Annotated in this window: 10 protein-coding genes; 5 read left to right on the forward strand and 5 right to left on the reverse strand. The window is 58.3% G+C overall.

Going from position 1 to position 13,444, the window contains the following annotated elements; translation table 11 throughout:
* The first annotated feature begins 186 nt into the window (after nucleotides 1-186).
* Nucleotides 187-2,058, forward strand: a complete 1,872-nt coding sequence (locus KUF55_RS08935) for a thiamine pyrophosphate-binding protein (protein ID WP_218818622.1) — start codon at nucleotides 187-189, stop codon at nucleotides 2,056-2,058.
* Between the two features lie 722 nt (nucleotides 2,059-2,780).
* Here the strand turns inward: KUF55_RS08935 and KUF55_RS08940 are convergent.
* From KUF55_RS08940 to KUF55_RS08950, 3 genes are all read right to left on the reverse strand, one after another.
* The gene (locus KUF55_RS08940) at nucleotides 2,781-4,205 is read right to left on the reverse strand and encodes an NAD(P)/FAD-dependent oxidoreductase (protein ID WP_218818623.1); all 1,425 of its coding nucleotides are present in this window, start codon (nucleotides 4,203-4,205) and stop codon (nucleotides 2,781-2,783) included.
* A 44-nt stretch (nucleotides 4,206-4,249) separates the two neighbouring features.
* Nucleotides 4,250-4,762, reverse strand: a complete 513-nt coding sequence (locus tag KUF55_RS08945) for a hypothetical protein (protein WP_132364021.1) — start codon at nucleotides 4,760-4,762, stop codon at nucleotides 4,250-4,252.
* A 754-nt stretch (nucleotides 4,763-5,516) separates the two neighbouring features.
* Nucleotides 5,517-5,702: a CsbD family protein gene (locus tag KUF55_RS08950; RefSeq protein ID WP_218818624.1), complete on the reverse strand. Its 186-nt coding sequence runs from the start codon at nucleotides 5,700-5,702 to the stop codon at nucleotides 5,517-5,519.
* A gap of 290 nt (nucleotides 5,703-5,992) precedes the next feature.
* Between KUF55_RS08950 and KUF55_RS08955 the strand changes: the two genes are divergently transcribed.
* The 4 genes from KUF55_RS08955 (at nucleotide 5,993) to KUF55_RS08970 (ending at nucleotide 9,730) form a co-directional block, all read left to right on the forward strand.
* Nucleotides 5,993-7,024, forward strand: coding sequence for an iron-containing redox enzyme family protein (locus tag KUF55_RS08955; protein WP_218818625.1), 1,032 nt, complete (start codon nucleotides 5,993-5,995; stop codon nucleotides 7,022-7,024).
* 71 nt (nucleotides 7,025-7,095) lie between these two features.
* On the forward strand, nucleotides 7,096-7,245 hold the full coding sequence (locus KUF55_RS08960; protein ID WP_370630972.1) for a CDGSH iron-sulfur domain-containing protein: 150 nt from the start codon (nucleotides 7,096-7,098) through the stop codon (nucleotides 7,243-7,245).
* 426 nt (nucleotides 7,246-7,671) lie between these two features.
* A complete protein-coding gene (locus KUF55_RS08965; protein ID WP_218818626.1) occupies nucleotides 7,672-8,754 on the forward strand; it encodes a YbdK family carboxylate-amine ligase in 1,083 nt (360 codons plus the stop codon).
* Between the two features lie 361 nt (nucleotides 8,755-9,115).
* Complete coding sequence (locus KUF55_RS08970) at nucleotides 9,116-9,730, forward strand: flavodoxin family protein (RefSeq protein ID WP_218818627.1); 615 nt, start codon at nucleotides 9,116-9,118, stop codon at nucleotides 9,728-9,730.
* A 273-nt stretch (nucleotides 9,731-10,003) separates the two neighbouring features.
* On the opposite strand, the gene KUF55_RS08975 is transcribed toward KUF55_RS08970, so the two are convergent.
* Nucleotides 10,004-11,308, reverse strand: coding sequence for a sodium:proton antiporter (locus KUF55_RS08975; RefSeq protein ID WP_218818628.1), 1,305 nt, complete (start codon nucleotides 11,306-11,308; stop codon nucleotides 10,004-10,006).
* 1,634 nt (nucleotides 11,309-12,942) lie between these two features.
* A complete protein-coding gene (locus KUF55_RS08980; RefSeq protein ID WP_218818629.1) occupies nucleotides 12,943-13,203 on the reverse strand; it encodes a GlsB/YeaQ/YmgE family stress response membrane protein in 261 nt (86 codons plus the stop codon).
* Between the last annotated feature and the right edge of the window lie 241 nt (nucleotides 13,204-13,444).

Genomic DNA, 13,444 nt, shown 5'->3' on the forward strand with positions numbered 1-13,444 from the left:
TGGACGAATGACGCCGGTGGTAGTGCCCATAACTTCGCACCAGTACTCGGTGAAAAGAACTCGGACCCTGACAGGCCGGGTTTGGCAGCTTACGGCAAATGGAATCCGGGCGTGTTGACACGGAATTATAGGATTTGAGAGCGGTAGCGGGACCCTCATAAGGGATCCCGGAGAAAGGGGCAAGACATGGCTGACCGACTGGTGGCAGACGCGATGGTCGATCGACTTCGGGCATGGGGAGTATCCCGGATTTTCGGATATAGCGGCGATGGCATCAACACCTTTCTTGGGGCTCTGCGACGTAGCGAGGACGGGCCGGAATTCGTCCAGGCTCGCCATGAGGAAAACGCCGCCTTCATGGCGGTGGCGCATTCGAAGTATGCCCTGGGCCAATACGGTGTTGAATTCGACGGCAGTGGCTCGAGCGCTCGGAGGCAGGAAGGAAACAAGAGGAACATCGGCATCGGCGTCATGGTCGCGACTCAGGGGCCCGGTGCTGTACACCTACTCAATGGCCTCTACGACGCGAAGTTGGACGGCATTCCCGTGGTGGCGATCGTCGGTCAGCAGAATCTCGCCGCTCTTGGCTCCGGCTATCAACAGGAAATCGACTTGTTGGCCATGTTCAAAGACGTTGCTTCCGCGTATTGCGAGCAGATTTCGGCACCGGAACAGGTCCCGGGGGTGATCGACCGCGCATTCCGCACGGCGTTGGCCACCTCCTCGCCGTGCGTTGTCATCATCCCGCATGATGTGCAGCAAGAGCCCGAGGCTTCCCCGGGCGGAGGGCACGCGGAAATGCCCACTGCGCCCCAGTGGGAACCACCCCGCGTCCTTCCCAGAGACGAACGACTGGATGCGGCTGCTGCGTTACTTGATGAATCCGAGCGCATTGTGATGCTGGTGGGCCAGGGGGCGCGTCTGGCGCGTGCCGAGGTAGCGCAGATGGCGGAGACGCTGGGTGCTGCGGTGGTTACCAGCCTGCTGGGAAAGCCATATGTTGATGAATCCCTGCCGCACTCCGCCGGGGTCATGGGACACCTCGGCACCTCCGCAAGCGCGTCAGTGCTTAGCCGTTGTGATGCTCTGCTCATCGTCGGTTCCAATGACCCTTGGACCGAGTTCTACCCAGATCCTGGTACGGCGCGCGCTATCCAGATCGACATTTCGGCACAGCAAACCGGCAACCGGTACCCCGTTGAGGTGGCTCTGGTCGGCGACGCTGCCGAAACCCTCCGTGCGCTATGTCCGAGACTCGCGACAGTGCCGGAAGCGAGGGAATCTTGGAGACGGGAGGTCGGAGATCACGTTTCTGCCTGGCGTGAACTTAGCCGGCTGCGTGCACTGACACCCGCCCAACCCGTCAACCCCGAACGCGTCGTGCGTGAGCTCTGCACCGTTCTCCCCGAGGACGCGCAATTGGCCTTGGATGTGGGGAGTTGCGTGTATTGGTATGCCAGGCAACTGCTGCTTCCCGAGGGTGTTCCTGCCCAGCTATGTAGCACCCTAGCCAGCATGGGCTGCGGGGTCCCGTATGGCGTGGCGGCAAAATTGTTGCGTCCTGGGCGGCCCGTTGTGGTGCTGGCCGGCGATGGCGGTATGCAGATGAGCGGGATAGCCGAGCTTATTACGGTCGCTGACCGATGGAAGCAGTGGAAGGATCCCAGATTCGTTGTTTGCGTTTTCAACAACGGCGATCTGGCCGAGGTTTCCTGGGAACAACGCGAAACCGAGGGTGATCCGAGATATGCCCCAACCCAGGGACTCCCACAATTTCCCTTTGCCGACTATGCCACTCTCCTAGGACTTAGAGGAATCGAGGTCGATGACCCGTCTGCTGTGGCAAGTGCGTGGGAACTAGCTTTTTCAGCAGATCGGCCTGTCGTCATTGATGTGCATACTGACGCATCGGTCCCATTGCTTCCGCCTCTCCCTCACAAATCTGCAAAACTCGCAACGATGCGCAACGCCCTGCAAAAAGAAGGTATAGCGGGGGAGCGTGCCTTGAAGCTGCTCAATGAATACGCCAGCCAGGAGAAACGGCTGTTTCCCGGCTGAACAGTTACTCCTCTTCACCGGTGAGATTCCTTGAGCAGCTTGTGTGAAGACAGGCAGCCCCGGACCCCTCGAACGTTTTTTGATTGCTTTGAGTAATTTAATGCCCGAAGAACCGAGCGTAGATCTGGTTTTCAGCTTGCCAGTGGCCTCTCCGTCGGACTAAGAAGGTGAAGCCTTATTCCGTTGCATTCGATGCGGTCCTCACGACTGCCGAACGGACTTACGTTCGGCGCATCACGGAGTTGCCTTAACAGCGTGATGCTGGAAGCGCGCAGCGTTCCGGGCGGGGTGGGCTTTGTCTAGATTCAGGAACCGGGCACGGTTCTTGTTGGTGGACTCATCCTTGTCGAAATGTGGGATCGAAGCATCATCGGTGCCGGTCATCTCCCTGCCATTGCGCCGGATTTCCCGGTTCAAGAAAGTTGCACGTTCACTTTGCCGAGACTCGTATCCCGCAATAAGGGGCAGTGAACCCCGGTGGCAGTCAATACGCAGACCTTGGTGTTCCGCCGATGAAAGGCTCAGGTAAACAACTCTACGGATGCGACTGATCACTCTGAGCCAGGGTGATAGAAGTACTGATGCTTACGGTCACGGGTAGACCACTCACCTTTGGGATGTGGAAACAAATCATGGATTCATCTATCTCAGTGGTACGCACTGTTGAAGCGGAGTTGCCTTCGGCCCGCTCGAATCGAACGAAGTAGCAGGAGTGGTGCCTTTCACGCCGCGCCGAGGTCACGAAGCGCCGCAGCGGCGGCATTCCAACCAGCCATGCCATGGACCCCTGCTCCGGGCGGCGTAGACGAGGAACAGACATACAGGCCAGGGACGCCGGTATTGTAGGGCCTGAGCGTGGGAGTGGGACGGAAAACTTGTTGCATCCCCCGCAGGGAACCGCCTCCGATGTCCCCGCCAACAAGATTCGGGTTCCAGCTCTCCAAGGCCTGCGGTGACATTTCCCGTCGTGCCAGGATGCGGTCGCGAAACCCGGGGGCAAAACGTTCAATCTGCGCGTCTATCAACGTACCCACTGGTGCCGTGCAGCCCACGGGAACATGCGCATAGGCCCAGATCATGTGCTGTCCTTTCGGTGCCCGGAGTGGGTCGACCGAGGATGGCTGGGCCAGCATCACAAACGGCGTGGACGATAATTTGCCGCGCCCCAGGTCCCTTTCCGATTCCACTACCTCGGCGAAGCTGCCTCCAACGTGGACCGTTCCGGCGTGAACGGTCCGCTCGTCTTGCCAAGGGATGGGGCCGTCAAGAAGATAGTCAACCTTGAAAACGCCGGGACCATACTTCCATCGCCGGAGAAAATACGCGTATCGGCGCGAAATATTGGTGCCCCGTAGGCGCAGGATCTGCGCCGGGGTCAGGTCGAGAAGAACAACGTCGGCAGCAGGCAGTTCCCGAAGATCGGTTACCGCGTTATTCGTGTGTATCTGCACCCCCATGGCAGTCAACCGAAGCACCAGCGCATTAATGATTTCCCCGGTGCCACCGCGAGCCACCGGCCAGCCGAGAGATTGGCCGAGGCCACCAAAAAGCGCCCCGAAGCCGCTGGTAAAGAGATGGCCCAAAGGCAACATCGAATGCGCCGCGGACCCGATGAACAGTGCTTTGGCACCCTCCGTCCTGAACAGCAAACGTGCGGTCGTGGCTGCTGGCAACAGCGCCCTCGCGCCGAAGCGAGCCATGGAGAGGGGATGCGGCGGGATTCTGAGCAAGGGGCCGGTGACGTTCGAGAGGTCTTGGAGCGGGTGGGAACTAATGGGTCCATGTAGCCAGCGCCACGCCGCGGCATCAACACCGAATTGTTCGGCTGTTAGCTGTAGATCCTGATGTAGGAGGACTGAATCGCGACCGTCGAGTGGGTGCGCCAGCGGATAGCGGTGAAACACCCACTTCAAACCATGGCTTTCAAGGTCCAGTTCCCGAAACGCCGGACTGCCCACGGCAAAGGGATGCGCGGCCGCTCCTACATCGGAGATGGTCCCAGCCCCGAATATAGTATCCGTCCGGGCACTGCCACCCACCTGGGAAGCTTGCTCATATACCGTTACGTTTACGCCACGTCGTGCCAGAAACGCGGCCGCGGTGAGGCCATTGGGGCCAGCTCCAATAACTATTGCAGAATGTGCCACGGTTGCCTTCCTTCGCTTAAAGGCGCATCAATCTTAGGAACTGATTACTTGTCCTTGCCCAAAAGGAAGCGTTCCTCCCAAGTCATTTCGATGATTGATTGAACTTGTTCAATTTGATCGGTCGCTCGCGTATGCAGCTCGCGCAACAGCAGGGTATTCAAACGCGGATCCTTGGCTGAGACCAGCAACAGTGTTTCCCACATCGCCTGCTTGGCACGCAGCATTCCCGCCAACACCTCGAGCTCGACCTGCGACAACCCTGTGCGTCTTCTTCTCAAAATATTCACCGGGTTGAATCGCCCCAACAAACGCACTAGGTGCGTGAGCAACTGCTTAAATGGTTGCGGTCGATATCCGAGGGCAGTCATGATTCGACGGAGGTCATCTCGGTCTGCCATGACCTGTTGGCACAGTGAATTGAAGCCACTTTCGTGGGCAGTTCCCTGCCAGGTGTCAGCGGCCGCTTTGAACGCATTGACGCCTCCCTCGGAACCCAGATAATGCTCGTTCAGGTAGCTGGAATAGGTCTTATGATTGATGGCTCGGCTCTGGTCCACCATCTGCTCCTTGGATCGTTCGGGACAAAGAATGCTAGTCGATCATTCACTATGCAGGGAAGAGTCTGAAAGCATACGGCCCGCCGACGACAGTTGAGATCGACGTTTGCGATGCCTCTCTTCGGAGCTCTCGGCATTTCAAGGACGAATCTTGCAACTCGAACCTGCCAAGGACCACGTAGGCGGAGGGCGCCAGCGCTTGGATCATGGACATACCCTATGTGCAGGATCGGCTACGGGGAAGGCCATCCAACACCGACAAAGGGGGCGCGATGTTGGAATTCGCCCCGGATCAAGGCCGGAAAGCAACGGCCCAAGCCCGTAAGGCGGAATCCCACCCCCGGGCGAAAACCACCATGGTGTCCTGAAGTGTCTTCTGGTCGCAAAGGCAGTGGCAAAGTAGCGCCAACCGATGAGATATTGGATCAGCCCGGTGGGAGGGTTGCTCAAATATCCAAGGAAGCCACCCAGAGTGACGAGTGCAAAGGCGGTCATTGACCTTGTGCGCCGCCTCTCAGTTAAAGACGACGGGCTGGCCCGAAATTTTTCGCGAGGCTTATCATGGGCCGATGTCCAGAATCACTCAGCAACACCGGAATCCCAACAGCTTGACGACTAAGATTCTTCGGCACAATTACGACGGCAGGCCGAACGCACGAAGCCCATTCCCGCTGCTTCGTGCGCCCGTTCCTGCATCTAGGTTTCTGATTTTCTGAACTACTATGCCGATCGCTGTTCACCGATAGGCAGACGGCTACTGCCCTGTTACGTCCTTGGCAGCATCTTTCAGGTGCTCGCCAGCCTGCTTGGTCTTCGCCTCGACCTGGTCTTCGGTCCCCTCGGCCTGCAATTGTTCGTTGTCGGTCGCATCGCCGAGCTTTTCCTTGGCCTTGCCAGCTGTCTCTTGCGCTTTGTTGCTGATCTTGTCTCCGAGACCCATGGGGTCCTCCTTCGAGTGAGTACAACAGGAACAAAACCTAATGTAGGACCTGAATCTTGATGTTTCCTGGGAATTTGTGTACCCACTGTCTGGCGTGCTGGCGGCGCTCTCGCCGGACTGTTCCCAAGCCCAGTTATGCCATTCAGTGCCGGTAGTTGTCGGGGCGGGCTCTAAGAACTACGGTAGTTTTCACCACCATTTTCAGAACTCGGAAAGCTTCCTCACGGAATCCTGAACCCATAGTTCGGCTTGAGGACTTGGCCGGAAAAACGAATGTTGAAAGGGATATCATGCAAGATCTTCCCACCGCGCGTGGCCCGCTCAGCGAGATCCTTATCAAGATGCTGGCAAGCAACGAGTTGCCGCCGGAGCTGAACTATTTCGAGGACATAGTTCAGGAAGCATTGCGCATCGACACCGATATTTTCTACAGCGAGGATCTGCAGCTCGCCCTATTCGTGCTCTATGAACTGCACTATTCGGGATTCGATCAGGTCACCGATGACTGGGAATGGCATCCGCCGCTTCTGGCGCTACGAAACCGGATCGAAAAAAGGTTCGAGACCCGTTTGCGAGACGCTTTGGGGAAACTTCCTCAACCTTCCGCGAACGCCCAAACGGTCGCTGACGCGCTCTTTGCGATGAGTCAAGATGCAACGGGCCCTTCGGTGTCCTCCTATGTGGCGCGCAACGCGAGCTTGGAACAAGTTCGCGAATTTTTGGTCCACAAGTCCATTTACCAGCTTAAGGAAGCCGATCCACACACTTGGGCGATTCCTCGACTGTCCGGACGAGCCAAGTCTGCGCTGGTCGAGATCCAAACCGATGAATACGGGGGCGGTATCCCTGGTCGCACCCATGCCGAGTTGTTTGCCCGCACCATGCAAGGCGTGGATCTCGAGAGCGACTTCGGGGCCTACATCGATATGATCCCAGCGATCACGCTGGCATCGGTAAATGTCATTTCCCTCTTCGGTCTTCATCGTCGGCATCGCGGCGCTGCATGCGGGCATTTGGCGATTTACGAAATGACTTCTTCCATACCGAATGCAAAGTATGCTCGGGGGTTCCGACGACTGGGATTTGATACGGGGGTCACGGCTTACTTCGATGAACACGTGGAAGCTGACGCTGTCCACGAGCAGATCGCCGGTCGAGACTTGGCGGGGGGACTCATCGAGGCAGACCCGACGCTGGTAGACAGTGTGTTTTTCGGAGCCGCCACGGTCGTCCTGCTCGATGGATTGGTGGGCCAATGGCAAATGGACGCTTGGCGCTCGGGCCACAGTTCCCTGCTCGCAGTTAGTCGAGCACTAACGTGAGTGCGGAATCCGCACGTGCCCAAATTACCGTTTGTCCCCAGGGTCCGTTGCTTCTCCGCGGGAACTTCGACATGGTCGATGGCGAGGGGGAACCGATCGATCCACACCGCGGAACCGTTGCACTGTGCCGCTGTGGAGGGTCAAAGATCAAGCCATTTTGCGATGGCACCCATAAGCTACTTCCGTTTGACGAACCCGAAAACACGAAACCCCCGCGATAAGCCGAACGTCATCCGTGCAGTCGCCCAAGCCATGAAATGCGGAGGGATACCATGCCCAATCTGCTCAGCCCGTTTGGCGAACCCAGCAGCCGAAGTGGGAAACAGCAAGTCAAACGGGCAGATAATGTGGCCCATCCTATGCTGCTCATTGAAGCTGCAAGCGATCACCCAAGCGGTAGTGGAACGACCGAATCCGGTCGGGCAACCACCGTGGATACGGACGTGTAGTCCCTCCGCGCGACACAACGAGGGCGTGGTTCGCGACCCGGATCGCGCAGGCAGGACCAACAAGAGTCAATAGGCCGGTCAAGGGGCAATAGTTAGAATCGCGTACCTCGCCGGAGCGTCCCGAGACAGACAGTCTCACCGCAGTCAATAAGAGTCTCACCCACCGTTTTCCTGAATTCTACTTTTGGAGGGTTTCCGATGAGCACCTTTGGCATTGAAGAAGAATTTTTCCTGCTTCACCCGGAAACGGGGTTGCCGGCGGTCCCTGATGCTGCTGCTTCCAACATGCTGATGTCCATCAATGCCGCAGGAAATGCCACCCAGCCTGAATTCCTGGCATGCCAAGTCGAATCCGCAACCCCGGTGTGCTCGGACGGTGCTGGAGCGTTGGCATTGTTGCGCGAATTCCGCAAGGAACTGGCACGCACCGTGCAAGGCCTAGATCTTATGCCCGTGAGCTTGGGAACCGTCCCACTGATCCCTGCTCAGGCGGCGAGGATCGCCGATGAGCAACGCTACCTTCGGCTCCACGAGTTTCTTCCGGGGATCAGTAGCGATCAATACGTTTCTGGCCTGCACATCCATGTGTCCATACCCGATCCCGAATCCGGTGTCGTGGCGCTGAATGGGCTGCGCCCTTGGCTACCGCTGCTGATGGCGATTGGGGCGAACTCGCCGTTCTGGCGCGGTGCGGACACCGGTTTCGCCTCTTGGCGGAGCATCCATTACCGGCGTTGGTCCGTGCAAGGCTTGCAACCTCATTTTGCAGATGCCCGTGACTATGAAAACAGGGTGGCTTCACTGCTTTCCTCGGATGTTGTCTTGGATAACGGACACATCGGATGGGCGGCACGCTTGTCCACGCGGTATCCCACCGTTGAGATCCGGATCTCCGATGCCCAATTGCGTTCCGAGGACTCGGTATTGCTGGCGCTAATTGTGCGGGCGCTGGTTGACACCTGCCTACACACCAAACCATCGGACGAAAACCTGCTTCCAGAGGTGCTCGATCTCGCCTACTGGCAAGCGGCCAAACACGGAATGGAGGGCAACCAAGTACTCCCAGCTTCCGGGCACGCAATCACCACAGATCTCCTGCTCACGGAGTTACTGAACCATATTCAGGGTGCTTTGGCCCGCAATGGAGACAGCGACTTCGTCGTCTCCGGATTCGAACGCTTGGCGCGGGTCGGCAATGGTGCCCGTCGACAGCGGGAAAGCTTCGCTCAAGGTGGTCTCCGACAGGTGATTGACGACGCGAACCAGGAACTGACGGCCTAAACCTTCTGACGGTCGCTGGCATGCGTATCACCCCTTAACGCTACGCGCTGCCGCCTCGGCTGGGTACGTATGCCCGGCAACCTCTGGCCAGCACGCACCATCATTCGAGACCCCGAAAACGGACGTCGGGCAATGTCGGCGCGCCCAGCGTTCACCCGCAAGGGGCCGGCACGGCCTCTCGCGGCAGATCCATTCAGTTAAGGCGATAACCTTCAGGGGGCGTCGCCGATTCCTCACTGTTTGCCAGGCGAAGGAGGAGTGGCCCATGCGGAAAAAGTAGCGAATCTCAACTGCCGCAATATTCAAGCATGTGGGGAGCCTGCGCTCTGGCGCCAGCTAACCTGAGGGGCACACTGGAGTCATGCCCGATGCGTCCATGAATGCCCTCATCCTCGTATGCACGCTCTCGGCGTCGCCATGGCCGTCCAGCACCCACCTGCTGGCAAGCCAAGTCGCCGACGAATTTGCATCGCGAGGGGTACAAAGTGAGATACTGCGCCTCGCCGATCATGATGTTAAACCAGGGGTTCAGATCGATATGGGAGATGGGGATGCCTGGCCCGCGATTCGGAAAAAACTGTTGGGCTCACAAATACTGGTGCTTGCCACCCCGATCTGGGTGGGTCACCCCTCCAGCTTGGCTCAGAGGGTGCTGGAGAGACTGGACGCCGAACTGTCCCAGACCGATGGACAGGGCCGACCCATCCTGTTTGACAAGGTCGCCATGGTTGCCGTCGTGGGAAACGAAGACGGTGCACACCATGTCATCGCGGATCTTTCCCAAGGGCTGGGCGAAGTCGGGTTCACAGTCCCCGCCCAAGGTGCAACTTATTGGGTGGGAGAAGCGATGCACACCACCGATTACCAGGACTTGGACAGTACCCCCGAGGTGACTGCGAATGCAACGCGCATATCGGTTCGCAACACCGTACATCTGGCAGTCCTCCTAAACAACCAGCCTTACCCGCCTAGCTAAGGCGGGGCCATCCACTCACTGGTGATGGTGGACCAGCGTTCGACAAGTTTTCCTGCCCACCAGGCCGCCTACCAGAGCGCATGCGATCGCCTCGAAACCTTGGAGCGGCTCTGCGGCGAAACGAAGTCACTGACGCATGACCCATTCACAAGCTATGTCGACAGCGAGGAGACCAGAGCGCGGCCTACGGATGCACTGTCGATGGGCGCGAAGAGGCTGAAGAGGCTGAAGAGCAACACTCCATGGGAAGGGGATCCCAATTGGGATGATAGGCTAAATGGAAGTTTTCGGGGCCTGATTCCCGTCTCCGAAACGCCGAAATGCCTCGTGCCGGCGAAGCTTGTCAAGCCTGTTAATGAGGGGCGAGGCCGTCGCCCCATGCAGCACAACGGACATCGCAACCACCAGTCCCAGCACGGCCCATAGGCGCTCCGCTTGGCCGACGAAGGCACCGGCTTCCAAGGCGTAGGCGAGATAGTAGAAGGAACCAATCCCGCGAATGCCGAAGAATGCGAGGGCGGTGCGCTCCCACGGGCCGGTCTTTCCGCCGCTCAGCGCGATCCAGCCGGATAGTGGACGGACCAGGAGTAGGAAGGCCAAGGCAACGATGACATCGGGCCAGCCAATCCCGGCGAACAGTCCTCGCGCTATCGCGCCTCCGAATAGAACCAAGACGAAGACGGTCATCAGGCGTTCCAACTGCTTGATGTAGCCATGTAAGACCTGGTGGTAGCCATGGGTACGCTCGGCCGCCCGGATCGTTGCTGCGCAGATGAACACAGCGATGAAGCCGTAGCCCTCGAGCATTTCCGCAGTTCCATAGGCGAGAAACGTCGCGGCCAGAGCCACGAACCCCTCCGCGTGTTCGGCAAGTCTGGCGGCTTTGAGCCGTGAGCTGAAGAACACCGTAGCCAAAAGCTTGCCCGTGGCCCATCCCATTAGGACACCAACTCCGATCCGCCACAGTACGTCGATGGCGACCCACTCCGGAAACCAGGCCCCGGAGCTGTAGCCGGCCAAACTCAGGGCGATAGCCAAGTAAACAAACGGGAATGCGAGGCCATCATTGAGGCCGGCTTCGGAGGTGAGGCCAAACCGGATCTCGTCTTCTTGCCCCATCTTTTCTTCCTCGTCCGCGGGTTCACCGACTTGCACCTCTGCAGCCAGCACGGGGTCCGTGGGAGCTAGCGCGGAGGCAAGCAATAGGGCGCCTGCTAAACCTAGGCCGAGCAACCATAACCCCAGCAGTGTCAGGGCAATGATGCACAGTGGCATTGCCACACCGATCATGCGCCATGTTGTCGCCCACCGACGCAACCCCATCGGACGGTCTAGTGCAAGGCCGGCACCCATGAGCGAAACAATGACACACACCTCGGTGAGGTGCATCGTGAATTGTTGGTGCTGGACGGGGTCGGGGGTAGGAAGTACATCCAAGAGGCCGAATGCCAGAGCTCCGGCAGCCAAAAAAACCATCGGCATCGAGATTGGAGCGCGCTTCAGTATGCGGGGGAGTACCGCGGCGGCGAAGACAGCAGCACCTGCTGCCGCGTAAACGATGCTGGGTGCTTCGAACACTGGAGGTCCTTCCCAATCATGTCTGGTGCCGCTGAACAATGTGCCAAGACACCGAATCTGCCGCAGCAAACTCAGGTTGCCATCGGCCCCCTAAAAGCGAGGGCAAACCGGCTGCTGCGGATAATAAACCCCACGTAGTTTCGAGCGCACTAGCCTCAGACCTCAGTTAGGCCGTTGCGCTGGCTGGGCATTGGCTTCGGGCTTGGCAAAGGGACGGGGGTTTGGCGGTGGATCAGGAATGTGGTCTGGCCCCGGTGGCGGTGGAGGTAAAGGCCCCGGGCGCGGTCCTGGGCCAGGAAACGGTTGGGAAGGGAATCCGAAATGGCCAGTAATGCGGGTGGCGGTGCATGCGTCTTCTGCCACTGTGGCAGGGATTGCCCATTATCAACGATATTGTGGGTTATTTTTCGAAATCTCGCCATGGAAACTGCTGCTCCTCGGTCAGGGGGGCTGGAAATATCTAGCTCGTTTCACGGTGCGTGAGAGAAAAGTGAAACGTACAGGTAGGCCCGGTGCCATCGTTCCACGTCGTCGTAATGCGCGTCTAGGTATCTACCGGAGCCGTGGAACGTTCCGCGGATACAACGGAGCTTGCTGATTTAGGTAGGCGGCGCACTCAAAGTCTTGCCAATCCCGCCCACGTGGGAAGACTCGGATTCTGACCCAGTCTTTCTCGTCTGGGTCCATTTTCTTACTCTCGGAGTACCAAGCGACACCATGCCTGTCGAGTAGGGGATTCACGGCAGTCGGGGTGTCCGCCTGGTACTGCGGGGATCGCCTACCTGCTACATGAAAAATGTTGTGCTATTCCCATCTTGAACCGGGCTGCGACCGGTCGCCCAGTCATGGGTGATGCAGGCCGATACTTTATTCCTATCCGCAACGAGGCAGTTAATGGCCAACCTCCACCCGCTGACCCAAGGGTGTGCAAGCGTCTTGATCGAACGGTTTACGGCCCTCTATTTGTCATTTGTAGCTTCGCGGGGTCTGTAAGAGAAATGCTTGCTTCCATCGTGGCCGGAACGAGTCTCCACGTGAGTAGCATGCGCCGTAGCTTGGGATGTAGTCGATCATTTCTTCCTTCCGCGTTCCCGCAGCGGGAAAGGTTCCGTCCACTGGCCTGTTCCCTGCCGGATTATCCTGCGCGGGTCCGGGGTCTTAGCCCCGGCGCCCCGGTCGGCTTCAGGACGTGGTCGGTGTGCTCTCTCCAGAGGTCCGCGTTTTCACCCTCGAGGTCTCTCGCCCGTTGCGGGCCGATCGTGGCGGTCTGGCACCGTGTTCGTTCCACGAGCCGGTCGATACCAAGACAGGCCCTCGACAAGAAACGAAACAGTGTTGTTTATGGCCAGATATCCAAGAGACTCTGAGGCGGCAGGCTGTCATTTCGGGAAACAACTGCGCTGTGTGTTGTCTTCACATCTACCGGAGATTTTTGGCTTCGGGACCGTCCGTAGGCGCTATGCGAAAACTTGAGGCAATCGGTAATCCCTAGGGCGATGCCCCAACAGCCCTTCGATTCCTATGTGCTGGATATGGGATGCGGAAGAGGAAGGTTCTCGGACGCCCCATGGTGGCAAGCCGGGGAAATGAGTGGTGGCTCCAACCGAGAGGGTTGGAGCCACCACCTGCGCAATCTAGGCCCTTTTGCGCGTCAACAATCCCCAAATAACGAGGACGACTAACGAACCACCGATTGCCAGTAGCCACGTCGACAGTGACCAGAACTCGTTGATATTCACGTGGAACAGCGCGGAGCCGATCCAGCCACCGACCACTGCACCAACAACTCCGAGTAACAGGGTGGCCAACCAGCCGCCACCCTGTTCCCCTGGCTTGATTGCTTTCGCAATCGCCCCGGCAATCAGGCCCAAAACAATCCAACCAATGAATCCCATGACTTTTCTCCGTTCGGATGAAGTGACGTCGTTCAGCATCTGGATGTGGATGCACGCCAAACATCATACAACTTTGCGGATTCTTCAGGTCAACTGCTCGATATCTCCTAACATTGATGCCCTGAGTGAAGCACCTTGCGAAGGGGAAAGATGCAGATGCCCGAGGAGTTCGCCGGTAGGTAGTACCTTGGCGCAGCGACGACTGTGTTGGGCAGGGACCTGCGTGGGTGGGACGGGCACG

Source organism: Paeniglutamicibacter sp. Y32M11, from assembly GCF_019285735.1.
Classification (GTDB): Bacteria; Actinomycetota; Actinomycetes; order Actinomycetales; family Micrococcaceae; genus Paeniglutamicibacter.